The organism is Chryseobacterium sp., from assembly GCF_019236175.1.
Taxonomy (GTDB): Bacteria; Bacteroidota; Bacteroidia; order Flavobacteriales; family Weeksellaceae; genus Chryseobacterium.
In genome coordinates this window covers 175,027-201,439 of record NZ_JAFAJM010000003.1, presented here as the reverse complement: position 1 = coordinate 201,439, position 26,413 = coordinate 175,027, and the positions used below count along the sequence as shown (strand labels likewise).

18 protein-coding genes are annotated in these 26,413 nt (G+C 36.4%); 10 read left to right on the top strand and 8 right to left on the bottom strand.

The window, feature by feature from the left end:
* Positions 1 to 33: 33 nt before the first annotated feature.
* Entirely contained in the window at positions 34 to 1,152 is a 1,119-nt protein-coding gene (locus JO178_RS02365; RefSeq protein WP_291931045.1) for an acyltransferase, read from the bottom strand.
* A 188-nt stretch (positions 1,153 to 1,340) separates the two neighbouring features.
* Here JO178_RS02365 and JO178_RS02360 point away from each other — a divergent pair, with 188 nt between their 5' ends.
* The 5 genes from JO178_RS02360 to JO178_RS02340 all read left to right on the top strand — a co-directional run bounded on the left by JO178_RS02360 (position 1,341) and on the right by JO178_RS02340 (position 5,421).
* Positions 1,341 to 2,402: a histidine kinase gene (locus JO178_RS02360; RefSeq protein WP_291931043.1), complete on the top strand. Its 1,062-nt coding sequence runs from the start codon at positions 1,341 to 1,343 to the stop codon at positions 2,400 to 2,402.
* Complete coding sequence (locus tag JO178_RS02355) at positions 2,395 to 3,090, top strand: LytTR family DNA-binding domain-containing protein (protein ID WP_291931042.1); 696 nt, start codon at positions 2,395 to 2,397, stop codon at positions 3,088 to 3,090. Before JO178_RS02360 ends, JO178_RS02355 begins: the two co-directional genes overlap by 8 nt.
* Before the next feature lie 380 nt (positions 3,091 to 3,470).
* Positions 3,471 to 4,034 carry a hypothetical protein gene (locus tag JO178_RS02350; RefSeq protein WP_291931040.1) on the top strand — a complete coding sequence of 188 codons (564 nt, stop codon included), beginning with the start codon at positions 3,471 to 3,473 and terminating at the stop codon, positions 4,032 to 4,034.
* Between the two features lie 80 nt (positions 4,035 to 4,114).
* Positions 4,115 to 4,819, top strand: coding sequence for an ATP-binding cassette domain-containing protein (locus tag JO178_RS02345; protein ID WP_291931038.1), 705 nt, complete (start codon positions 4,115 to 4,117; stop codon positions 4,817 to 4,819).
* A 161-nt stretch (positions 4,820 to 4,980) separates the two neighbouring features.
* Positions 4,981 to 5,421, top strand: a complete 441-nt coding sequence (locus tag JO178_RS02340; RefSeq protein ID WP_291931036.1) for a hypothetical protein — start codon at positions 4,981 to 4,983, stop codon at positions 5,419 to 5,421.
* A gap of 45 nt (positions 5,422 to 5,466) precedes the next feature.
* On the opposite strand, the gene JO178_RS02335 is transcribed toward JO178_RS02340, so the two are convergent.
* A complete protein-coding gene (locus JO178_RS02335; RefSeq protein ID WP_291931032.1) occupies positions 5,467 to 6,267 on the bottom strand; it encodes a patatin-like phospholipase family protein in 801 nt (266 codons plus the stop codon).
* 446 nt (positions 6,268 to 6,713) lie between these two features.
* Here JO178_RS02335 and JO178_RS02330 point away from each other — a divergent pair, with 446 nt between their 5' ends.
* The 3 genes from JO178_RS02330 to JO178_RS02320 are packed head-to-tail and all read left to right on the top strand — an operon-like array spanning position 6,714 to position 19,986.
* Entirely contained in the window at positions 6,714 to 8,573 is a 1,860-nt protein-coding gene (locus JO178_RS02330; RefSeq protein WP_291931031.1) for a hypothetical protein, read from the top strand.
* A 21-nt stretch (positions 8,574 to 8,594) separates the two neighbouring features.
* Complete coding sequence (locus JO178_RS02325; protein ID WP_291931028.1) at positions 8,595 to 19,418, top strand: polymorphic toxin-type HINT domain-containing protein; 10,824 nt, start codon at positions 8,595 to 8,597, stop codon at positions 19,416 to 19,418.
* A 16-nt stretch (positions 19,419 to 19,434) separates the two neighbouring features.
* On the top strand, positions 19,435 to 19,986 hold the full coding sequence (locus JO178_RS02320) for a hypothetical protein (protein WP_291931026.1): 552 nt from the start codon (positions 19,435 to 19,437) through the stop codon (positions 19,984 to 19,986).
* 117 nt (positions 19,987 to 20,103) lie between these two features.
* Here the strand turns inward: JO178_RS02320 and JO178_RS02315 are convergent, their stop codons facing one another.
* The 3 genes from JO178_RS02315 to JO178_RS02305 all read right to left on the bottom strand — a co-directional run bounded on the left by JO178_RS02315 (position 20,104) and on the right by JO178_RS02305 (position 22,646).
* A complete protein-coding gene (locus JO178_RS02315; protein ID WP_291931024.1) occupies positions 20,104 to 20,703 on the bottom strand; it encodes a hypothetical protein in 600 nt (199 codons plus the stop codon).
* Positions 20,704 to 20,766: 63 nt separating this feature from the next.
* Positions 20,767 to 22,155 (bottom strand): dihydrolipoyl dehydrogenase, encoded by a 1,389-nt coding sequence (gene lpdA / locus JO178_RS02310; protein WP_291931022.1) that lies wholly within the window; start codon positions 22,153 to 22,155, stop codon positions 20,767 to 20,769.
* A 227-nt stretch (positions 22,156 to 22,382) separates the two neighbouring features.
* Positions 22,383 to 22,646: a hypothetical protein gene (locus JO178_RS02305; protein WP_291931020.1), complete on the bottom strand. Its 264-nt coding sequence runs from the start codon at positions 22,644 to 22,646 to the stop codon at positions 22,383 to 22,385.
* Positions 22,647 to 22,827: 181 nt separating this feature from the next.
* Between JO178_RS02305 and JO178_RS02300 the strand changes: the two genes are divergently transcribed.
* Positions 22,828 to 23,202 carry a hypothetical protein gene (locus JO178_RS02300; protein ID WP_291931018.1) on the top strand — a complete coding sequence of 125 codons (375 nt, stop codon included), beginning with the start codon at positions 22,828 to 22,830 and terminating at the stop codon, positions 23,200 to 23,202.
* A gap of 126 nt (positions 23,203 to 23,328) precedes the next feature.
* Positions 23,329 to 24,210 carry a hypothetical protein gene (locus JO178_RS02295; protein WP_291931016.1) on the top strand — a complete coding sequence of 294 codons (882 nt, stop codon included), beginning with the start codon at positions 23,329 to 23,331 and terminating at the stop codon, positions 24,208 to 24,210.
* A 55-nt stretch (positions 24,211 to 24,265) separates the two neighbouring features.
* Here JO178_RS02295 and JO178_RS02290 read toward each other — a convergent pair whose 3' ends face one another.
* The 3 genes from JO178_RS02290 to JO178_RS02280 are packed head-to-tail and all read right to left on the bottom strand — an operon-like array spanning position 24,266 to position 26,410.
* A complete protein-coding gene (locus JO178_RS02290; RefSeq protein WP_291931014.1) occupies positions 24,266 to 25,159 on the bottom strand; it encodes a TIGR01777 family oxidoreductase in 894 nt (297 codons plus the stop codon).
* Between the two features lie 46 nt (positions 25,160 to 25,205).
* Positions 25,206 to 25,901, bottom strand: a complete 696-nt coding sequence (locus tag JO178_RS02285; RefSeq protein ID WP_291931012.1) for a DUF2071 domain-containing protein — start codon at positions 25,899 to 25,901, stop codon at positions 25,206 to 25,208.
* A gap of 38 nt (positions 25,902 to 25,939) precedes the next feature.
* Entirely contained in the window at positions 25,940 to 26,410 is a 471-nt protein-coding gene (locus JO178_RS02280; RefSeq protein ID WP_291931010.1) for an SRPBCC family protein, read from the bottom strand.
* Positions 26,411 to 26,413: the final 3 nt, after the last annotated feature.

Here is a 26,413-nt window from a genome sequence, read left to right as displayed (position 1 = left end):
TTGAAATAATTTCCCGAAAAGATAAATTACTCCTTATTTATATCTTGCATTCAAAACTCGGTATTTAATTCCTGCAAAAGGCTTTTCTATTAAAACCCTGTAGAATATCCCACCTAAAACACAAGCTGCCAGACAAATAAAAAGACTTACCGTATCTGACGTCTGATATCCGAAATGCTCAAGACCATTCTGAGCCATATGAATGATTCCTTTATGAGATAAATAAATAGAGTAAGATAATGCAGCGAGTTCCGTAGTCACATAGAACTTTGAACGGGCAAGACGGGAAGCCCCGGAAACAGCGGCCAGAACAATCAGTCCATAGCTTACAGCTACCATTGTGAAACCAAATACAGAAGCCGTTTCAGAAGCCTGCTCATTACACATCCAACATGAAACCGCTAACATTAAAATTCCCGTAAGCCCTAATTTATTTCCATGGTGATGAACCATCTTTTTGCATTCTGAAGAATACTGCATCAAATAGCCGATGAGAACGCCTATTCCCAAGCCATCCAGTCGGGTATATGTAGGATAGTATATGTTCATATACCATTCACGCCAGAAGTCTGTCGGGTTATTATCTGCCGTCACTACCAATTTGTTCCACATAACAAGTCTGAGTATCATTGAAAAAATAACAACCGAAATAAGCAGATAAGGCAGATACTTGAGTTTTTTTAGCCGTGTGATCCCCAAAAGTAACAGGGGAAGAAAAAGGTAGAACTGTTCTTCAATACACAACGACCATGCATGTGAAAAGGTTCCCCGATTAATGACATCCAAACCAAAATTCTGGGTAAAAGTGATCAGCTTCCATAAAGGAGGCAATGCCTCGCGTTCCCTGAAAAAAGGTAACGTAAAATATACAACAAGCGTAAAAGTATAAGATGGAATAATTCTGAAAAACCGTTTAATGTAAAAGATTTTCGGATCCATACTTCCTTTATTTTCTATTTCTTTCAACAATGGTCCCGATATCAAAAATCCGCTGAGCACAAAAAAGAGATCAACCCCTGTCCATCCGAACTTTCCCACCGTTTCAATCCAGACGGGATGTTTGAATGCCCGGTAATGGTACATGATAACCAATACTATTGCTAAAGCTCTTAAATGATCCAACCCATAAAATCTTTCTGAATGTTCTGTCATTACTTTTTTTGTGGCAAATATTATCCAATTCCGGAATACTCTGAAGCCTGAGGTGCAGACGACGGTCAATCTGATTTCAACTGCGAAAAAGGTAGTCTGAATACAAAATAAGGCCGTTCACCCTTCATTAACACTCTTTATCTGCACTTTTGTTCATCATGAGGTAAGATTTCATATTTTTGAGGCTTATGAAAAATGGTGTTAACCGGCAATTCAGACAGAATATATACTTTCAGCTCTTCTTTTGGACAGCTTTATTTCTGTTTGGCACTGCAAGAAACTATGGAGAATATGACGGAGGAGCATTTAAAGAGGTGATTATTTACAACTTCTGTCACTGGATTTTTCAGATCATGGGTGCCAATTGTATCTACTTCTTCCTGATCCGGAATTTCTTTGACCGGAAAAGATATTTTGAATTCTCGGTATATCTGATCATCAGTCTCTATTGTATTTCTGTACTGAACAGATTCTTCATCGTTTATATTGCCGAACCTCTTTTCATCAATGAAACCAAAGACTCTATTTTCAACATTCTTACAGACATCGGATATCTCCTGGTTCATTATACATTTCCAATTATCAGCGGAGCATTTATTTTTATTGCCATCTGTTTTTTTATCCGGTACAGAGATGAAAAAGAATGGGCCACGGAACTTCAGAAGGAGAAAACAGAACTGGAATTAAAATCTCTGAAATCCCAGCTTAACCCTCATTTTCTGTTTAATACTCTGAACAATATGTATTCGCTCTCCCTTACCAGTTCTGAAAAAACATCCCAGTCCATAAGACAGCTTTCCGATATACTGGACTTTATTCTGTATAAAGGACAGAAAAAATGGGTTTCCGTTTCTGATGAAATGGATATTATTGAAGATTATATTGCTTTGGAAAGCCTTCGCTACCGTCCGGAAAGATTAAAAATCAGCAGGAAAATCCTATTAAATTCTTCTAATACAATTCCCCCGCTTATCTATCTTACATTAGTGGAAAATGCTTTTAAACATGGGGCCGGAAAGAGTATAGAACAGACGGAAATCAAAATAGAGGCCGAGACCAATGATCAGCAATCCGTTTTTAAAATTGAAAATACCTACACTACCGGTCAGACAGATCATGAAACAGGAATCGGACTGGCCAATATCAGAAAACAACTGCAGCATTATTACCATGATAAGGGTATATTCACCATTTCCCGGGAAAAGAATATTTTTACAGTAGAAATCATTACTCCTTCACAATATGATTAACTGTATTATTGTAGACGACGAGCCGTTAGCGGCAACATTACTGGAAAATCATATTTCCAAAATTGATCATTTAAACCTGGTCGGAAAAGCTGAAAACGCCCTCAGCGCCTATAGTCTCCTTCAACAGCAAAATATAGATCTTATGTTTTTAGATATTCAGATGCCTCATCTGAATGGAATTGATTTTTTAAAATCCCTTACTCAAAAACCTAAGACCATTTTCACTACGGCTTATCGTGATTTTGCCATTGAAGGATTTGAACTGGAAGCCGTGGATTATATTCTGAAACCTGTCACTTTCGAACGCTTTTTTAAGTCTGTAGAACGTATACTGAGAACTGTTCCGGATTCCAAACACGATTTTATAGTCATCAAAACGGAAGGGATGCATCGTAAAGTATTTCTTTCACAGATCATTTATTTTGAAAGTCAGGGCAACGATATCAAAATTGTTTTGTCCACAAAAGAAACTTTGCTAACAAAGACTAAAATGACAGATCTTCAGATGATTCTATCATCAAAAGGTTTCGTCAGAATCCACAGATCTTTTATGATCAATACGAACTTCATAACGGCTTTTAATCATGATGAAATTCTTCTCGGAAATCACCAGATTCCTATAGGCAGGAGCTACAAACAGGAGCTAGACACTTACCTTTCTTCTGTTTCAAAAAACAAACTTATATAATCTGTATTTCAGCAACTTACGGCAGAAATAAAAATATTTTGTGTTGATTCATGTTGACGAACCGGGAATCTTAATATTTTTTTTAATATTTTTCCCTGAAGTGGTCTTCCTTAATAATTTCCAATCTGTTTCTCAACCTATTACACTTTTATTTTTTTTTATTTTTTTTGAGATTTAGAAGAAAACTTCTTTCATTAAAAATAAATAAGCAAATGATTTACAATTCATTACCCATTGTTTCTATTCCATAACTCTACCGGACTCTTCTTTATGAATATCAAAAAAAAGTCTTACTTTTGTTTCACTAATAAAAATTGCTTTTTCGCGTTTTTATTAGTAAGTTTATGTGCACCAATTTATAAAACATTAAAATTTATTCCATGAGAAAAATAATTCTACTTATTACATGTATGTTCAGTATTTCAGTTTTCTCACAGATTAAAGTGCTGAAAAATGAAAGTTTAGTGGAAATTGGTAAAGATAATTCCGTAGGTCTATATAAAAAGGAAGATAAATTTACAATCAATTATCAGGATCTGAACACCAGCAATCTGAACACGATCAGATCTTTTTCGTTTCAAAACCTGAATGGAGATGTATTAGGTCTATATAAGCTTATTATGGATGGCTTTGTAACGGCTATTCCTGAGGAGAATATAATCCTGGAACTTCCTAATGATATCATTGAACTTCATTATGAAAAAAACTATGGCCAACAGACGGTTCAGTTTATTCAGATTATCAACAAAAACCGTAAATACATTGGAAAATCTCAGTTTTTAACTCAAAAACAGGTTGAGAAAGTTTTCGGGCGTACCAATGGAAAATATGCGCTATATGACAGGCCTGCTCCCGGAGCTCATTCCAATTCAAAATCAGGTTCAAATACAGCTTCTGCTGCATCTCCGTCATCCGGTAATGGAGGAAAAAAATCAAAAAAATAAATATATTTTAAAAATATTGCAAAACTCATTCTATCGGATGAGTTTTTTTATTTTATTTTTGCAAAAAGACATTCATTATTATGCCGCTTCAGATAATCAGTTTGACCAAAAAATTTGGAGAGCAGACAGCTCTTGACAATATTAATATTTCTATCGATAAAAATGAAATCATTGGTCTTCTTGGTCCGAATGGTGCCGGAAAATCCACGTTGATGAAATCTATCGTAGGGGCTTTGAAAATTGATCAGGGAGAGATTATTTTTAACGGTCAGAATATTGCTGAACACGAAATTGAAAGCAAGAAAAAAATCGGATTTCTTCCTGAAAACAATCCGCTTTATCTGGAAATGTATGTCAGAGAATATCTTCAGTTTGTAGCCAACATTCACAAGATCTCTGAGTCAAGGGTTGATGAAGTAATCGAACTGGTAGGAATAACCCCTGAAAAATCAAAGAAAATAGCCCAGCTTTCCAAAGGATATAAGCAACGTGTAGGGCTTGCACAGGCTATTATGCATCAGCCTGATCTTCTGATTCTGGATGAGCCGACGAACGGGCTGGATCCTAATCAGATCATTGAAATCAGAAATGTAGTGAAAGAGATTGGCCAGCAAAAAACGGTTTTGCTTTCCACTCATATTATGCAGGAAGTGGAAGCGCTTTGTTCAAGAGTAATCCTTATTCATAAAGGAAATATTCTTCAGGATTGCCCTATCGAAGAGTTTAAAGGCAGATTCGACAGTCTGGAGGAAGCTTTTGCAAGTTATACTGCGGTTTCAAAATAATGCTTTGAGATCATTAAGAATCTTCAACGATTACCTATCTGGCATATAGTCCGGAAGAATACGCTTATACCCGATTATAATTCCCTAAATATCTTTCAATTCTGATTGATAATGGCGTTATATTTGATCAACTTTGATCGTTAACCAATACCCTTAATGATATGATCAAAAGTATTTTATTAGGAATTTTCTGCCTGACGCAGATTTCTTTTATTTCGGCAAAAGACATTCCGCATGATTCAAAAAACAATACGACAGTCTCCCGCTCTGCTTTTCAAAAAATACCTAAAACGGTCATTATTAAAACTAAAAAGTTTAAAATAAGAATCGACAAGCAGCCCAACGGCAAATATCTTTATCAGTCCTGGAATGCCAATGCAAAAATCACCACTAAGCCGGGAATGATTATCAGTGATGGCGAGCTGATTCCTGACGGATCCGGAGGTAATTATTATTTCTCTTTCAGTAACAAAGGATACAGCTATCAGGTTTGGAGAAATTACCTGACAGATTCTGCCCAAAAAGCCCCTTATACACTGACTGTTAATGACCCAAGTGGTAACGAGGTTCTGCGTGAAGACGGACAGGTCGTTAAGAATTAAGAAATATACCGGAGGAGGGAAAAATACTTTTTCTTTTCCGGTTTTTTAAGATCCCGAATGTCTTAATTCAGTAGGGAAGCTGCTGGTTTCATAACTATCTTTTGCGGCTTTATATCCGATATTAAAAATCTGTTCCAGCCGGTCTTTTCTGCGTTCAAAGGTTCCGTAAGTAGATAATTTCTGTGAGGAAATAAACCAGTCACAATAATCGAATTTTACTTTTTCAATTCTGTAGGAGAGCAGATCGTAAGAGCGGGAAACAATTGCTTTAATGGAATTTAAATCCTTAATATTGGCATCATTCGGTGGGGATACAAAAACACCGATCAGCTTATCACATTCATCTCTGATAATATCTGCGGGAAAATTGTTCAGCACACCGCCATCACAATACATCTCATTATCAATAATATAAGGAGTAGTGATCCCCGGAATGGAACATGAAGCAATAATGGCATCCACGATCTCAAAATTTTCGTCAAAAATCTTCTGAGTACCTGAGACCAGCTCTGTTGCTACAATCTTTATTTCAATATCCAGATCCCTTAATTTCATATCCTGAAAAATAGGTTTGAGATAATTTCTGAAAATAACAGAGGAAACCAATCCCGGCTGATTGAAAGTAAAATGTTTCCAGTTGAAGAAATACACCGAATTAAAAAATTCCAGAATCTCTTCCGGACTCTTTCCTATGGCATGAAGACAACCGACAATAGATCCTGCGCTACAGCAGGACAGTATATCGATATTTATATTTTTTTCATTCAAGAATTTTAATACCCCTGCATGGGCGATCCCTTTGGTACCGCCGCCTGATAATACAAGTCCTACTCTCTCAAAATTCATAGAATAAATGTATGAAATCAGGATGAGATAATGAGATTAATTTTTATAAATCTGTTGATTTTAAAATTATTTTAATAAATACAACCTATTTCCGGTTTATGAATACCGTTTTTTTTTGAATAAAAATTCAAAAAAAAACCATACATCCAAAATTAACATATTCATAAAAAATACAGCAAACATCAGCATTTAAATCAAATAAAACAGATATTAAATATTAACTTAAACAATATTTAATAAAAAAAATAAAACAAAACCATTGCAGGAAATAATCATTTCATTAGCTTTGCAAAAACTAAAACTATAACCATGTTAACACTCATTATTTCCATTCATACCCTGCATCGAAGGGTATAGCTTTCAGCTTTTATCTATTTGTTTCCTCTGCGCTTATAAAAAGTCGTGGAGAACGCATCCTTTATTAACACCCAATAAATATAATTTTCATGAGAAAAACATTTATCTTATTATTTGTTTTCTTACATGCCGTCTTATCCTCACAAACCACTCTTTTAGGAGGAGTTCCGGGACTGGCGTTTAGAAAAAACAGTATAAAGCAGTCTGTATCACCAAAAGACACTCTAAAAGACCGTCTTATGAATTTCCATCTCGTGGTAGATGAATATCCTGATCATTTTTTCAAAAAACTTAATGTGAGCTTAAATCAACCTACTTTTTTTATGGTAGGTAATGAATTCGGAGGTAAAGAAAGAAAAGTATATGCTAAAATCGGGAGTTCCATTATAAGCAGTTCAGGAATTATTGATTTCAGCGATACATTAAAAATAACAGATCGGGAGCTTAATGCCAAAATACTCACTTTCACCAAGAAAGATGTCAACAGAAAAATTAATCCGATTGTATTTTTCAATAAAAGCAGTAATAAAAAACTGCTTATTCCTGAAGTACTGGTCTTTAATAATAGTTTATCTGATATTGATATTCAAAAAGTAGAAACTTATTTATCCATAAAATACGGAATAACCATTAACAATATTTCTGAGAAAAACTATATTTCTTCAGGTGATCATATTTTATGGGACTCCAAAAAAAATAAAAATTATAATTTCAGAATTACGGGAATCGGAAGAGATGATGCCTATGAGCTGTATCAAAAACAATCCAAAAATTCCAATAAAGGAACTATCACAATAGCCATGGATAGTCTGAGACCTACGAACAGCTCCAATTCGGGAGTGATTGAAAATGAAAATTTTTTGTTGTGGGGAGACAACAATCAGGATTTGAAATTTAAAGAAGCTGATCTTCTTTCTCAGCATGCGAAAAGGGATATGCTAAGAATATGGAAAGTTCAAAGCAAAAGTACAAACGGCCAGGTTTTAAAAACAAATATGTATGCGACCTTACCTGTTCCGCCATCCGGCAGCGTAATGAAGTTAAGGATATTTCAAAATGAAAATAATTATCAAAATGATATATCCATGGATGTAACCGGAAAAAAGATAAATGACAGTCTTTATGTTTTCAAAGACATCCTATGGAATATTGATCGTGATGGTATTGATTATTTTACATTTAGTCTGGATGATTCTCAGAGCAATGCTAATATTCAGCTGGTAAGCACCTGTGAAGATTTAGGGAAAAATCTGGTGAAAATTTCCGTACCTGCAGGCCTTTCTCCCTTTGAGTATTCGCTTCAAAGCCTGACAACAGACCAATCCGCAATCAATGGTACATTAAACTCCGGCACTCAGCTTGTTTTTAATAATTTAAAAGCGGATAATTATAAACTGACCATTAAAAAACAGGGGTATGGTGATATTATAAGAACGTTTGATTTACAAGGGATTATTAATCAGAATATAGATTCCAATTATCTCTGGCAGGGAGCTCCTATAGAGCTTGATCTAAATACCAATGCTTTACAGTATACTTTAAAAGGGCCTAATGGTCAGACCACAAGTACAGCCCCATATTTCCTTACCGGAACAGGAAATTATCAGCTTACCATAAAAAACAAATCCGGATGTGAGATTACTAAAAGTTTAGCAGTGCTTAATACAGCAGACTATGCAACCCTTCAGAACAATTCTTTATTTAAGAATATTCAGGTCTCTCCTAATCCTTCACGCGATGGAAATATGACAATAAAAGTACAGTTAAAGACGGCAAAACCATTGACCATTAAAATCTTCAACAGTCTTGGTATACTTATTAAGCAGGGGGAATATAATGCTGCTTCAGAATTTACTATTCCTATGTCAATACAACCTAATGTAGGATATTACAGTATAAAAATATTTACACCTGAGGAAGGTAAGGGTATCAATTATATCATTTATTAAAAACTAACTACCATAATAACCATGAGAAAGAGATTCTTCAATACTAAAAATATTGATTTGTTGCCGGTTTTCATACCTATCATTCTTTCATTGTGCAGCTGGACTTTCTATACAGTTGCTCATAAGAATGATAAAAATAATAAGAAAGCCGGAACTACAAGTCATTATTTTAATCCCTATAAAATCAACTGTGACTTTCTTAAACCCAGTCATTATGAAAATAAAGAAGCCTATGTAACATCTGCAAAACCAACTTTGGGCAGCACTTCTCTATTGACAATGAATAAAACAGGCATTAAAAATCCATTGCCTGCCCAACCTCAAAATATATTCTATAATGACAATGCTCTTGTAAATTCAGGATATATAGGGGAAATAGGAAGTAAAGATTCTCAATATTCAGATGCCAATCCGGCAGATAATATTTTTAATGTTCAGCTTTCCGGTATTCATAAGAACAGCTCTTATACCCTGACCTATGATGTAGATGGATATTCAGATGTCAATTCTGTCACAAGAAGTATCAATGGAAGCTTTGCAATGGGCGGATATATCAAGATTAAGAAATCAGGATGGACGAAAATCAGCGAAAATATTGATCCTGAACTCTTAAAAGAAGGAAACAATCATGTTCTTTTCAACGCCCTAAATAAGGGAGATTATTACATGATAAAGAATGTACGGATTACCGAGAATACAGCCCCAGATCAAAAACCTTATCAGATTACATCTGGTATTGCTCATGATAAAGGAATATATGTACGCGGATTCATTCATCCCAATTCATCTATTAATGCTCTTGAAATCGGAAACCATAAAGTAGAACTTCACGGAAATGAATTTGAATATTTATCATTAGACGGAAATAAAGAACCTTCCGTACGTATTAAATTTATAAAAAAAGATAATACGACTCTTGAAGAAACTATTTCTAAAAACAATAATCAGAATATCCTTGAAATTGACTCCTATAAAGAGTCCGGTAAGAACCTTATTTATAAAAATGAATCAGGAATTTTATGGGGACTCAGAAATATAGATCTTCCGCCGACGGACCGGTCAATAAGCAATGTAAGTTCCGGCTATTATGGATTCCGGTATAAAAATAAAACTTCACAGGAAAATTTTATCCGCCTTCCTTATGATGAAGCAGACCTTCCCAACGGATATCATGAAAAAGACATTACCACATTTGCTTTTGACTATACTCAGAAAAAATGGATCTCCGTTGGTGTGGATAGTGTGAATGTAAAGAAAAAATATATTGTCTTCAAAGCACTCGCCGGATATGAAACCGACTATATCAACGGCGTTGTTAAACAACCTGAAAGTCCGGAGACCACTTCTTTCACCCCCACAACGACCAATGACGTTCCGATTGCCAATCCGACGTCTAAAATGAATTTAATATCTCCTCCCACTGCGAATCAGCAGGGATCAGCAGTCGTGAATTATCCGATTGAAATCCCTAAAGGGACCAGTGGTCTTCAGCCTAATATAGCTCTTAGTTACGATAGCGACAATAAATCAGGATGGGCGGGAACCGGATGGGATATTCCATTAGAAACAATTACCGTGGATACCCGTTGGGGAGTTCCTGCTTTCGATATTAAAAAAGAAAGTGAGATTTATACGATCGGCGGTGAACAACTGGTTTTTAAAGACAGCTATTTACCGAATAAAGTACAGTTCCAGGAAGACAGAGTCGCTGGAGATAAAAGGTTTCACTACAGAACCGGAGTTACCGAAGGGCTGTATATTACAAGAAAGGGAAATTCACCTTCAGACTATACCTGGGAAATACTGGATAGAAACGGGATTAGAAAAGAATATACTCAGGTTCTCACTGATGATGCTTCCGGTAATTCTTCGGGAAACAGAATTAAATGGTATTTAACAAAGGTAACAGATCGGTATAACAATACAATCATTTATCAATATTCAGATTCTTTTGAAGGAGGAGGGAAAGGTAAATATTTATCTAATATTACCTACAGTAATGATACGACGATTTCCTTCGAGAATGAGCCTGGTGTCAGAGAAGACAGAACTTTTAGTTATAAATATGGTGTAAAACTGACGGATGCAAAGATTCTGAAAAGAATTACTGTTTACAGAGCCCATACAAAGATCAGGGAATATGAACTTACCAATACACAGGTAGGACAATTCGGGAAAAGACTTCTAACAGCACTTATTCAAAAAGATGGAAACGGGAGTCAGTTTAACAAACATCAGTTTAGCTATAACACTGCAAGAATTTTTGATAATTATAAATCCTACAATACGGGAAATGACATCGGTAGCGTAGGTCCCTTCAACGGAGGGAGCCCATCTGCTATCAGCGGAGATTTTAGTGATAATATCAATAAATTCAGGGGATCTCTTACATTCGGAAGCGGAGCAGGATGCTTTTTCATAGGCTTCAACAAAAAAAATACCTTTGGAATCAATGGTTCTTACAGTGAAAATAAAACATATGGTAAGAGCCAGCTAATGGATATAGATGGAGATGGTTTACCGGATAAGGTATTCCTGGGATCCAACGGGAATATCTGGTACAGAAAAAACCATATGTCCAATTTTGGAGGAGTGTATAACTCTGTCAACTGGCCTACCGGAACTCCCATATCCAAAACCAGCTCTTATGTGGGATCTGTGGGGCTTGAATTTGTTTATAAACAATATGCGGCAGGCGTTAATTATAACTGGACCAATAGCAATACTCCGGTATACTTTTCTGATGTTAACGGAGATGGTCTTGCTGATTTAGTAAGTTATGGAGATGTTTATTTCAGCCGAATCAGAAACAGTGTTCCTGAATTTGAACCACAGCAGGAAAACGGACCTAACGTAACAGCCACAACGCCTAATATTATACTCAGCGGGTTTCCGGCAGTACAAATTCTGGAGCCTGGTCAGACAGGACCTCAGCTTCAGGGAAATATTGTCAGAATGTGGGAAGCTCCTATGGATGGTAAAATAAGAGTTACTACTAATGCCCAATTGGAACAATACTCTGATGACGGGGTGGATGTCTGGATGGAATTAGGGGGAATGACTAAAGATTTTGAAGATGATCCATCATATGTTCCACCCCATTCTACTATGATTGGTTCTCCGATAACGCTTACCAACCCCGGACAACCTAATTCTATCAGTGAAACCGTTGATATTAAAAAAGGACAGCGAATTTTTGTGGTAGCCAGTGCCAAAAAAAATCCGATCAAAGACCGAATAGTATCCAATACGGAAATCTCTTACTTTGTAAATACTTCTACGAATATTCCTAAGGATGCAAACGGAAATTACTATTATGGATTTAATTCCTCATATTCTTATTTGGCATCAAGTAAAAAAGGAAATATGGTGGGAGAAAAAGCCAGAGTCAATATCTCATGGGGGAATATGGGTAATGAGAAGTTTACGGATGATGTTGATTTTAAAATCTATAAAGTAGTTATTCCGAGATCTGATACTACGGGAAGCATTCAACCTTCCCCTGCCCATCTGATCTATCATTATAAACTCATAAAAGGGGAATCTCTTAATACTTTAACAACCAACAGCAACTCTATTTCCGGATTTAACCTGAGTAATCTTATGGTCAATCAGGTAGTGTCTGATTCTACGGTGACATTCTTCAACTTTGATGTTTCTTCAGATACCAACGTATCGTGGGAAAAAATAAAATGGAAACCACAACTTGAAGTAACAACGGATACAGATGTCATCCAACTCAATGCATTTGTACAGTACAATCCGTATGGAGAAAGGCTTACCCAAAATTTTCCCAGAGACTTTACGGTATACAAGCCCCTTAATGCCTCCAGTTGCAGATTTTTACTTTACCCCAAGTATGGCTCCAGCATCAATGATGTCATTTATTTAAACCTGCCGCAGTTACATAATGCAAAAGTTGTCTTTTCTTTAAAACTGAAAGATGATCAGGATAGAATCCATACTTTTAAGAGTATCGTGGATGTCGTGAACAATAAGATGCCTATGCCATCATTAAATTATTGTGAAATCGCTACGAAACTAAATCAGACCTTTGGGATAGGAGATCAGGAGCTCTATTTCATGGATCATTATTTTGAGATCAGCTCCTTAGATTATGATGTTGCTAAATACCTGGCAAAAATTAACCCGGATATTTATAACTCAAACTTTGAACCCAACGGGATTTATTCCGGCCAGCCTAACGGATCTACCATTTTTATTCCGGCCAATACAGGACATAAGGCAGATCATTTCGCTTACAGAGCCAATAATACCCATTACAATATTAATACCGGCCTGGTCTATCAGGGCTGGGGAGGCTTCTCGTACAACGGATCCAAATATCCGGGAGAAACCATAAGAGAAAGCGAGTTTAACTCCAGCTTAAGCAGCTTTAATGTCAACATGCAGAACCCTACGCTTCCATGTTCCGGGGATCCTTCAACACAGGCTTATCAGGACTGCCTCATCAACTATGTGACGCAGATGGTCAATACAAGGTACTTCACTCCTCTTGATTTGAAGGCCGATGCGGAAACTTATACCTCTCCTTTGGAGTCTGCTGAGCTCAGCCAATATCATTTGCAACCTGCATTGTTAGGAACATTTTCTCAACCGGATACAGAATCTCAATACCCCGGTTATGCCGTACCGAATCCGAGAGCAATCATTAAATATTATAAAGGTACGGGAGTCAATGTATACGGAAATGCCTTTATCGTTGGTGGAAACGCAGGTTTCTCTAAAGATTATACCAAAGATCATTTTGTGGACTTTAACGGAGACCGCTATCCTGATGTAGTATCTGGTTATTCCATACAGAAAACCAATCTGTTAGGCCAGTTGGGAAGCCCGGGCACCACATTTGAAAGAGAAATGTTCAATACCACCACCAATTTCGGTTTTGGTTTAGGAGTTCCGGTTCCTACTAAATTCAGTAATACTTCTAATGGCGGCTTTAAAACAGGAGGTGAGAAAAACACCCACACCACAACTTCTGCCAATGCCGTAGGTATCGGGTTAAGTTTACAATTAGGATCAGCACAATCAAAAAGCAAAGCCATCTGGTTTGATATCAACGGTGACGGGCTAATGGATTTTGTATCGGATGGAACATTGTACATCAACAATGGTAAAAATTTTGTAACCGAATCTCATAACTGGAGTGTTTCTGATCTGGGCAACAACAGCTCTTCTTCCGTTTCCGGCGGCGGCGGCTTTAGCTGGCCGAACGGAAGTCTGTCTTTCGGAGTCGGTTTAGCTCAGTCCAAATCTCTTATCAATACTGCATTTCTGGATATTAACGGAGACGGACTTGAGGATAAAATTATAAAATCGGGCAATAGCTATGAAATGCTGATCAATACGGGGACTACTTTTGTAAGCATCCCTATGAGTACAAATTTTGAGCTGGAAAATAAGCAAAACTCTTCCGGATTCAATCTTTACGGGACCATCTGTATTTGCTTCGGCGTTAAAATCTGTATCGGATTAGGATATAATAAAGATAAGTCGGTAAGCAAACAGACCGTAGACTTAAGAGATTTTGATGGTGACGGACTCCCTGACCTTTTAATTTCTGAAAATGAATCTGATTTAAAAGTATACCATAATAATCTGGGTAAAGCCAATCTGTTAAAAAGTATCACCAATTCCAATCAAGGGATTATTGAGCTCGATTATAATATTTATAATGTAAAAAATAACTACGGAAGCCTTATCGGAGGAACTTACCAGATGCCTTTTTCAAAAATGGCTCTTACCAGCGTTGTTGTTCATGACCGTGCCTTATTAAATACAATCGTTCAGGGAAGACCGAGAATAATACCAAAAACTCAGTTGACATTTGAATATGAAAGAGGAATTCAGGACAGAAGAGAAAGAGAGTTTTTAGGGTTTGGTATCATAAAAACCTTGTCATATGGCGGTGGAGAAAGTGCCGGATTCACACATTACCAAACTCAGGTCACAGAATATGAAACGAATTTTGATTCCGATGATTTTTTTGTAAACTATGATAATACAAAAGTCAGACAGTATTTTTATAAAAAAGGGATTGTAAGATCAATGTATGTTTTAGATGCCACTGGCAGAAAGCGTACTGAAACAAAGTATACGTACCGGTATTTTGATAAAGAAATTGCAACAGGATATCTGTTATCTGAAAACCAGGCAGAACCTCAATATAAGGATATCGGCAGAATTATCCCGTTATTGTATAAAACTGAAAATACAATAACTGAATATGGCAGTAACGCGAATCACAGTAAAACACTGATATCTACGGTTGAACAATATGATAAATACGGAAATCCTGTTTTATACATCGATAAGGCAACTGATCTTGGTAATACTTCGGATGACGTAAGTGTAGAAATACTTTATCATGATCCGGGAACCAAAAATATCACCGGTACGCCGAAAACCCATACCGTTACCGGAGGAGGGATTATAAGAAAATCAATCTCCAAAGTAGATAATAACCGTAATATAACCCAAATCTCAAGAACACTCAATGGTCAGACCGCAGAGACGGATATGGAATATGATGCCTATGGAAACTTAACAAAAGTAACAGAACCTTCATCAGACAACGGTCAGAGATTTTCAAAATCATATGTATACGATCCTGTATATCATACGTATATGATCAAAACAACAGACTCATACAACTTATCAAGTTCTGTTCAATACGATACTAATTATTTATTCGGAGCTCCTACCCTAATTACAGATGTAAACGGAGTTTCAACTCAATATACTTATGATACATTCGGAAGAGTCACTCGATATAAATCTCCGGTTGATACTGACTGGACCATCAGATTCTATTATTATCCTAATGATTTTGTTCCTGTAGCTATTACAGAGAGGAAAGCCCCTATAGTAAATGACGTGACCCCTACTGTAAATTATTTCAGCAGTTTATTTACCAATGCCTGGGGACAGGAACTGGCAACAAAAAAACTATACAAAGTTGTAGGAACCAAGCATTATTATGCCAGTAATGTATTTATGCTTAAAGATAATTTGGGAAGACCTGTCAAAACAATTCTCAGAGATTATATTTCCGCCGTATCGGGTGCCAATATGATTGTACCTACTTTAAGGACGTATGATAATTATACAAGTACGGAAGATCAGCAGGCAAAAATATACTTTGCTACTGACTATGATGATATGGACCGTCCTGTGGAAGTAACACGGTACAACGTCAAAACTAAAAACGGACTGGAAAACCTCACCACTAAATATATATATGGAGTTGGCCCTGACAGACATGCTACACAGCAGTTTTCAACAACGACAATTAGTCCGTTGGGAAATACTTCGGTAGTATATACCGACGAAAGAGGCCGTACCACTTCTACCAAACAAACAGACGGAAATCAGAATATATGGACCAGCAATAAATATAATTCTCTTAGCCAGCTTACAGAGGCCAATGACCAGGATAACAATACCACGATCTATGAATATGATGAGTGGGGAAGAGAAACGAGGGTTATACAGCCTGATGCCGGAGAAATAGATTACTCCTATGACCTGACGGGAAAATTGACGGCCTCGGATAATAATTTGCTTCGGTCGACAGGACAAAAAGTAATGTATACCTATGATTATAACAGGCTTATGCAAATTGATTTTGGTTCTATTGATTTTGTAAGGTATGAATATGGAGCCTCTACTGCTTCAGATTATTCCAGAGGACGCGTAATAAGCCAGCTTGATAAAGTCGGGTTGCAAAAATTCAAATATAATGCTTTAGGGCAGATTAGAGAAAATACCAGAGTGGTTGTAGCTCCGAACAATGCTCCTAAATTATTTAAAACATCTTTTGTTTATGATGTATACAACAGAATTAATAAAATAACTTATCCTGATTCTGAAGAGGTATTTTATAATTACGGCACAACAGGATTATTAGAGAATATTTATAGTAAAAGTCCTGTCAACCAGCCTTTGGTTCCTATCGTAAAAAATATTGGTTACGATAACAGAGATCAGATGATTTCTTTTACAGCAGGAAACGAAACAAAAAGCACCTATAATTATGATACCTGGGGAAAACTGGCTGAATTATCACAATTCTATGCCAATACAGGCCTGCAAATACGTAATAATAAATACACATTTGACGGCAATGGGAATATCTTGAATGTAGAAGGTACAACGGCCATGTCCGGAAATCTTCCCTTAGATCCTATAACAGCTTCAAGCCAGAAACAATATACTTATGATGGCTTCAACAGATTACAATCTTCTACGATCAATATCAAAGACAAAAATTATTCCCATTACTATGCATTGGATATGGGGTACAACAGCATTGGTAATATGCAGGTTAAGAATGACAGATTAAAATCTTATGACAATAGCGTTGCATGCCAAAATCCAATTAACACAGGTAAAGAGTCGAAATATTTTTATGATGTTCCGGACCATCCTAATGCAGTTTCCAGAATTGAATATAAACACAACAATCCGTTTTCCGGACCGCTGGATTGTGGCAACGGATTTTTTTTCCCTATTGAAAATGCTGAAGAATTTGAATATGATGTCAACGGAAATCTTGAGAAATTGTATAATATCGTAGGGCCTAGAAAAACTTTAGGAAGACAGTTGTTCTGGTCGGAGAGAAACAATTTAAAAGCTGTTGGCCAGAGAGGTGTACTTAGTCATTATGTATACGATGCAGGAGGCGAACGTATCTTAAAAAGTGACGGCGTTTCCAAAAAAATGTACGTGAACGGAAATGATCCGGAAACAACGACTCAGATGGGAACTTATACTTATTATCCAAGTGGATATATGGTATTGGGAGAAAAGAACATGAGTAAACATTATTATATCGGAGGCCAGAGGATTGCCACAAGGGTAAGCAATATTCCTACTCATAGATTTAAAATTGACGAAAACGATCAATATGTTGAGCTGCGTAAAATATTGGAAAAAGAAATCGAAATCATCAATTCCCAAGCAACATATCCGCCTCTGGTATGGGTTCCTAATGCAGATACTCAGGGAGCATATACCCCACCGTCCAATACATTAACCAATGAGGCAGACTGCAGCTATGCTGTAGAACAGGTAATTGGGAATCTCTCACAGAATCAATCCAAATGCTTTAAAACATATCTCAATATGTATAATGAAGTATTAACAGCCGGCGGAAGCTTCTGTGCATTGTGGGATACCATTCTTCAAACCAATCCTTATGGCTGTATGAACGGACAGACGCCACCGGAGATTTTAGATTCTGAAATGTACTGGATTCATCCTGATCATTTAGGCAGCTCTTCAGTATTGACAAACAGCGGAGCCAAAATTACCAACTGGTATGAATATATGCCATTCGGAGAATCTTTACTGGAGCTTACCAATCACGACTATGGAAATCCATATCGATATAACGGAAAAGAACTTGACTCCGAGACCGGATTATATTACTACGGAGCAAGATATTATGATCCTCAGCGAAGTTTCTGGTTATCGGTAGATCCACTGGTGGAACTTACCATGTCTCCTTATACCTACACCTGGAATGATCCAGTCAACTATTCGGATCCTACCGGTATGATCGGAGAAAGGGCCGGTGATCCGGGGTCAACCAATCCTGATAACCTTTGGCACAGACTTGTATGGTCCAGAGCCCGAAGAAATGCAGAACGTTATGCCAATACGATGCGCTACGGAAATAATACCGTGCAGGTTTATAAACATGATGATGGAGACTGGTCAGTAAAAACCAATTACGGAAACGGAAGAGGAAACACAGCCACATTCTCTAAACAGGGAATGGAAAGCAATAAAGAATGGGGCAGATATGTCAGAATTGGAGATATTGAGGGAAAAAATGAACAGTCAAACGTAATTACCACCTATCTGGCACCACAGGCAGATCCATGGGGCCCAAGTGTTGGTCCTGTTCCTGATAATCCGTATGCCAACCCGTCTTCTCAATTAGCATACACCACTTTGATTGCTATGCAGGAAGCGCCTTTTGTCATTCTTCCGGAATTGATTCCTGCGAAATACCTCAATACGGCCAGATCCATTATTTGTGCACCGGTAGGAAGACTTACCAAAGGATTAATGAAAATCTGCTTTACGGAAGGAACCCTTATTGCCGTAGAGAATGGAACTGAAAAGATAGAAAACATTAAAAGAGGTGATCTGGTATGGAGTTATAATGAAGAAACCGGTCAGAAAGAACTTAGAAAAGTCCTGGATTTATTCCGGAACACTTCCGTTTCGCTCATCAAAATAATAGTCAACGGAACAGCCATTACCTGTACACCGGAACACCCTTTCTATGTAAACGGAAGCTGGATAGAAGCCAAACATCTTACCAAAGGAATGTTGTTAACCACACTGGATGGCCATATCTCTTCAGTAGAATCCGTTGAACTTTTGGATAAGAAAGTAGAAGTCTATAATTTTGAAGTGGAAGGCAATCACAATTACTATGTTTCTGAAAAGGGAATATTAGTGCATAATGATTGCGAATGGACTAAGGCCATTGCATTTACATTAAAAAACAAATCATCGGGCTTCACAAGTCATCTTTCTGAACATTTTTTTGCTGGTGAATTTAATGTTGGAGGTAGGCCTTTATCACAAATGTTCCAAAAAGGATTATCATATGAAGATATATTAACAGAAGCTACGATGCGTATTGGTAAAGGTGAAGGGGTATTTGGAACTTCTTCAAGAGGTGCAAAAGAAATCATATTGGATTTTGGAAGACCAATAAACCAATCGGGAACCAGTACCAAGGTGAGAATCTGGCTGGATGAAACGGAAACAAGTATAGGAAGCTTGCATCCTTATAATTATTAAAAAGTAATTTTACAACATGGAAATAGGTATAAATAAAGAAATTTTTGGATTTCAACCTTATGAATTTACAAGTTTTTTAAAAGGAAACTCAATAATACGCGGTTATCAATATAAGAACCAGTTTATATGTGATCTAATGGAATATAAGGAAGAAGGTCATTATTATGAATATGAGGATGAAAATATTATTTTATATAGTCCTACAGAAATTAATGAAAATGGACTCTTCTTTTTTGAAATAAAAAATAAGTTTTTATTATTAGAAAATGAAAATTTCTGGTTTTATGTCAATTTTCAGATTGAGAAAGAAGACCTGGAGATTATTATGCTTGAAGCCGTTTCAAAAGCAAGTCAAAAGTCATATTACTGGACCTATTCAACAATGGATTATTTAATTGAAACTACAAATAAACGATCACAGGATAAATATTTTGATTATTATCCTTATGAAATAGCGTTTAAAATAAATAGATTTTTGATCGTAAAAAATATTACCAAAAGTGATATCATTGATAAAATTCAGTTTTTAGAGAGTGAAGAAGAGATTATTGCCAGGTTTTACAAATAATCAGAAGCTGGACCTCTTTGTAATGATAGTATTTCTAAAAAAGCACTGCAATATCTTTTTGCAGTGCTTTTTATATTCAATGAAAATCAGGCTTGTTTTCTAAGTCGCCCTTCCGTATTATTTATCATTATACAATTCAAGAATCTTTATAAAATCCTCATCTTTTCTAGCTTTATCGACAAGCGCCAAAAGGTCCGGATAGTCCTTCAGTTTTTCTTTAAGGTTATATTTAATGCTGGGTTTAAAAAATCCGGATTCATTGGTAAGTTTTCCGTCTTTGCGGTCAATCAGGAAGTCTACTTTATTGATTTTGTAACCCATCCCTTCAAAAAAATAATCTCTGTACCAGCTTAGTTTGCCTTTATATAATATTTCTATAAGACCAAAATCTTTTTTGGCAAGAAGAAGTGATGTGGAAGAAGTGTATTTCCTTACCACATTCTGCGGATCTGTAATTTCCATATAATCAATATCAAATTCGCTGATGGTCGTTTTATTTCCTGACGGGTCCAAAACATTTATTTCTTTAATATAAGTAACCGGAGAGAACTTTTTATTTGTAAAAAAACCGATATTCTGAACTCTGGTTGTAATGGTGTCCTTAGAATTTTTCAAAACAAATTTAACAGGAAAATGGTTTTCCTTATATTCGAAAGGCTTCTGGGAAAATATGAATGTAAAACAGAATAAAGAAAACAGGAAGATTATTTCTTTCATGGTAATGAATTTAAAAAAGCTCAGATTTCTCTGAGCTTTGTTATATAAAATGCAGTATTTTGATTAGATGTGGATCACTTCTCCGTAAGCTGCAGCTGCTGCTTCCATGATAGCCTCAGAAACTGTAGGGTGCGGGTGGATAGACTTGATGATTTCGTGACCTGTAGTTTCAAGTTTTCTTGCTACAACAGCTTCAGCCACCATATCCGTTACACCTTCACCGATCATGTGGCATCCTAACCACTCACCGTATTTCGCATCAAAAATAACTTTGATGAAACCATCCGTATTTCCGTTTGCAGTCGCTTTACCACTTGCGGAAAGAGGGAATTTACCTACTTTGATTTCATATCCTTTTTCTTTGGCCTGCTTTTCTGTAAGACCTACGGAAGCTACTTCAGGGTGACAGTATGTACATCCCGGGATATTACCGTAATCAATTTTCTCAACGTGTAATCCTTTGATTTTCTCAACACATGTGATTCCTTCAGCAGAAGCCACGTGAGCTAAAGCCTGAGTCGGGATAAGGTCTCCGATCGCATAGTAACCAGGTACTGAAGTTTCGTACCACTCGTTTACTAAAACTCTTCCTTTATCTGTCTGAATTCCCACTTCTTCTAAACCGATGTTTTCGATGTTGGCAGCAATACCTACAGCAGATAATAAGATATCAGCTTCAAGGGTAATGTTTCCGTTCGCTGTTTTTACATTAGCTTTTACACCTTCTCCACTTGTATCAACGCTTTCTACAGAAGCATTAGTCATAATTTCAATTCCTGATTTTTTCAGAGATTTTTCTAAGTGTTTAGAAATTTCCTCATCTTCTACAGGAACGATGTTAGGCATAAATTCAACAACAGTTACTTTAGTTCCCATGGTGTTATAGAAATCAGCAAATTCTACCCCGATAGCTCCGGAACCTACAACGATCATAGATTTTGGCTGCTCAGGAAGAGATAATGCCTGTCTGTATCCGATTACTTTTTTACCATCCTGTGGTAAGTTTGGTAATTCTCTTGAACGTGCTCCTGTAGCGATGATAATGTGATTTCCTGAATACTCAGTTACTTTACCTTCTTTATCTGTTACAGAAACTTTTTTACCTTTTTTAACGGTAGCTGTACCAAGAATTACGTCAATCTTGTTCTTTTTCATTAAGAATTCGATTCCTTTGCTCATTTTGCTGGCTACACCACGGCTTCTCTGAATAACGTTCGGAAACTCAAAACTAGCTTCCACTTTATTCAATCCATAATCTTCAGCATGGTTAATATAATGAAAAACCTGAGCAGATTTTAATAAAGCTTTAGTTGGAATACATCCCCAGTTAAGGCAGATTCCTCCTAAGTTTTCTTTTTCGATAATTGCGGTTTTGAAACCCAACTGTGCTGCTCTGATCGCAGTAACATATCCACCAGGACCACTTCCAATGACAATAATATCGTAATTCATTACTTTAAAAATTTTTATGCGAATTTAAGGAAAAATATTGGATGTTTTATATTTCTACGAAGTGATCTGAAAATGCATCAATAAAGCTAATTTTATTTAATTTTAAACAAAAAAGAGAATACAAAACGCATTCTCTTTCAAAAAATTTTATTTTACCCTGAAAAACTCTCAAAATAAAAAAGATAAAAATAAGCCCTTAATGTTTTATTAATGACAAAAAAAACTTACTATCTCGCTTCTCTAAGTAATCGTTTTTCAGTTTCAAACCTTTGATTTAAAGCCTTCATCTGATCTCTTTTCATCTGTTTAGTAGCAAGCGGATGATTTAAGATCAGTTTTTTCTCTGTATTATATTTCTTAGTCAACTCCTGCATTTTAATATTAACCAGCTCATTTTTGGAAGGATGAGGAGGAGCAGGCGGACGTCTTTGGGCAGAAACATTCATTGATAAACCCAGCAACAATATTGTTGAAATAAATAACTTTTTCATGATGTATATTTTTAATAAATTAATAATTACCAATTAAAATCATTCATGTTTATGAGTATCTGTACATATATCATACCAATATTAAAAATACCGGCCATACTCTATTTTTCATTATCTTTAATACTCTATTTGGTTTGAAAAATTTTCAGCCATTAAGAAGTAACCAAACATTCAATCCGTTATGAAAAAAAATACCCTGACCAGAGACAATCTCTGGCTAAAAGAACCCGAAGACCATGATTTTCCGGCAGCACAAGATTATCTGGAGCTCCTTTTTGAACCGGATGCGGCCCAAAAAATTGTAGGAAAATTAAAAAAAGCACCTACGATTACAAAAAAATCCAAAGATATTCTAAGAGCCAGCAAACTAGCATTACTTCCCGATACGAATATCCATGTGAAAGAGAACCTCAGAAAAGTAGAGAAAAATAAAAAACTCTCTCCTATATTACTCGTAAGAGGTGAAAATGAATTAATTATTGCTGATGGTTATCACCGTTTATGCTGCAGTTATTACCTGACCGAAGATCTGGAAGTTCCGTGCAGATTAGTGTAAAACATTCTAAAACAATCAATTACTCACTTAAAAGAGAATTAAATAAATAACATATAAAATATGCAACATCAGCTAATTTAGAAGTATTTTTTTTCATATTTTTGTGAAACATTAAAAACAATTAATATGAAAAAATACTTCTCAGTTCTTCTGTTTGGGTGCCTTAGCCTAAATGCACAAGTAGGTATTAACACAATGACACCAAACAGTACTTTAGCCATCAACGGATCCCTCGGAGCAGGTTATAAACAGGTAACGGCTAACACGTATAATATTCTGGCGACAGACCATTACCTCACTTATAACGGAACAGGGGACGCTACTTTTACACTTCCTGTAATTGGTACCGGAACTACCAGTTATACGGGAAGGATCTATAAAATTAAAAATATATCCACTTCCAATATTACGCTTCAGGCATCCAGTGGAAATACATTAAGAATTGACAATACTCCTGTTGCCAGCTTTACCATCCCACTAGGAGCATATGCCGAGGTGGTAAACAATAGCAATACGAGTGGAGGAACATGGGATCTTTCATTTACCGTACTTCCAAAACCTAGTAATGTGGAAATTTACGGAGCTCAGGTTTCCATTCCTCCTCATGGAAACGGATCACCGGGAGTCGCAGACTGGACCAATCATGCCAATACTTCTTATGATACCGGAACCGGAACTGATGTATGGTGGATCATCAGTAAAACTTCAGTAACCAATGCTCATACTGCAGCCTATTCAAACACCAGCAGGATGATGATTGTGTATGAATATCAGGGAGCTCCTTTCAATGTCACCAATATGTATCCTATTCTTACCGCAGGAAATAACTCAAGTTTCCCGGATGTCTTTACTGCTTCATTTGTAAGTCTTGCCAATAATGGTACTGCAGGAAGAACAAGGCTTACGGTATCAGTGGCCCGAGTAGATTTTATAGGAACGAACGGTACCAACAACAGTAACTGGACCGGTACATTTTTATTGAACCTTTTACTGGCCAGAAAATATTAAAAACAGGACAACTTATACTTGATACAAGAGCAGATTCTTTCTGCTCTTTTTCCTTTTAAGTCAGGTCATATACAGCTTTGTCAAAGTCCGGATACCAAAAAAAGAATCCGCTTTTAAGCAGTTTTTCCGGATATACGTTTCGGCTTTTAAGCAATAGTTCGGTTTCTGTATTTAAAAACAGAGCAGCTATTTCTAATTGCCATACCGGAGCATTGAGTCCAAAAGGGATTTTGAGCTGTTTTCTTATCTTTTTCATCAACTCTGCATTGGGCAAAGGATTGGGAGCAGTTACATTAATGGCTCCTTTAATATTTTCATGCATAATAATCCATTCAACCGCTTTGCAAAAATCGTCGATATGAATCCAGCTTACCATCTGGGTTCCCCTTCCCTGCTGACCTCCCAACCCCAATTGGGTGATTGTCTTTAACTTTGGAAAAGCACCTCCGTCCGTTCCTAAAACAATAGAAGTCCGAAGTGCTACTTTCCGTATTTTCTGGTCATCAGATTTAAAAAATTCTTTTTCCCAGCTCTTGCAGATATTCATAGAAAAATCATCCCCTATCATTCCGTCCTCCTCTGTATTCAGATGTTGTTCTGAATGTACATAAATGGTTGCAGAACTGGCATTCAGCCATAGTTTAGGCTTATCAGAACAGTGATTAACGGCTTCCTGTAATACTTTAGTACTGTCTATTCTTGAAGCATAAATCTCCTGTTTGTTCTTTTCATGATATCTGCAGTCCACCGATTTTCCGGTAAGATTAATTAAAACATCCGCTCTTTCAAGGATATCCTTCCAGCCTCCTGTGGTTCGGGCATCCCAGTAGATTTCATTTTTACGCATTGGATTCCTGGTGAGAATATAAACCTGGTTTTCTTTTTCCGTAAAATACTTTTCTAGATTTTCACCAAGAAATCCGGTTCCTCCGGCTATGATTATTTTCATAATTCTAAGTTTAAAATTGAGTGTTGGTCTTATAATGTTACATTCTTTATTTTTTCATTTTCACTTCAATTTCAGAACCCTCTGCAAGCATTACAGAAACAGGATTTTGATAACGAAGACATTCAAAATCAATCCCGTAAACTAATTTAAAATCAATATCCAGTTTATGATCTTTCACTCTGTAATATTTCCATTGGGAATGACACACTTCATATACTGAAGTTCTTTTCTCTTTTTTGGTAAATCCCCAGTAATGTTCCGTAATGAATTCAAACTCAGAATCAGCTTCCATAGGCAGCATTGTATTCTCTGCTGTCATCTGGATGGAATGCCAGCTTTTGTCTTTCCAGGAATACTTAATCATTACATCCGTGTCTGTTTCACGAATTTTGCTTTTCATCGGCATGGTATGATAGTTTTCTTTATACACGGCATTTGCTACAAGACTTAAAGCTGACCTGGGAACAATTTCCTTAATAAAGACTACTCCTCTTTTCCAGGTTTTGTTTTCTTTTTTCCTGACATAGAATCTCAGGTTTACTTCTTCAAAATTCCGGTGAAAAGGAATGGGAAGACCTAATAATTTTGTATTTAAAAACATAAAGCCAACTAAGCTCACATAGCATTTTCCTTTGTAAAAATCCAATTCTGTCCCTTCAGGTAAATATTTAGTCAGTACTTCCGGGCTTATTTCATAATTGATGATGGCCAACTTTCGCCATTCTGCTTTTAAAAAGTTCATATTATTTTTTTTGAGTGAATTGATACCGTAACATTTTATCAGATTACATCATTGTTCTTCAATGCTTCTGCGGTCATTTTTATAAGCTGATTTCTTTCCGTAAGAAAGATTCTGAGATAACGGGTAAGGAAAACCGCATTGAAAAGCTTCCCGATGATTCCCAGCGGAGATTCAAATTCAAACACATCCGTCATCTTCGTTTTTCCTTCTGTTTCTTTAAAAATATGTTGGTGTCGCATTGATTTGAAAGCACCTTTCAACATGATATCTGTGAATTGGAGAGGTTTTTCCATACTGATAATTTTTGTAGTCAGGGTCTGATAGATTCCCAGATGTTTAGCCCTCCAGGTAACGGTTTCATTTTCTTCAATCAATCCTGACATTCGTCCTCCGATAACTGTTTCGTGAGATCTTGCAGTGGATTTCTGATGCAGGTCAATATCTCTGGCAAGATCAAAAACATCCTGAGCCCGGGCATCGATCAATATTTCTAAATAAATAAGTGCCATTTT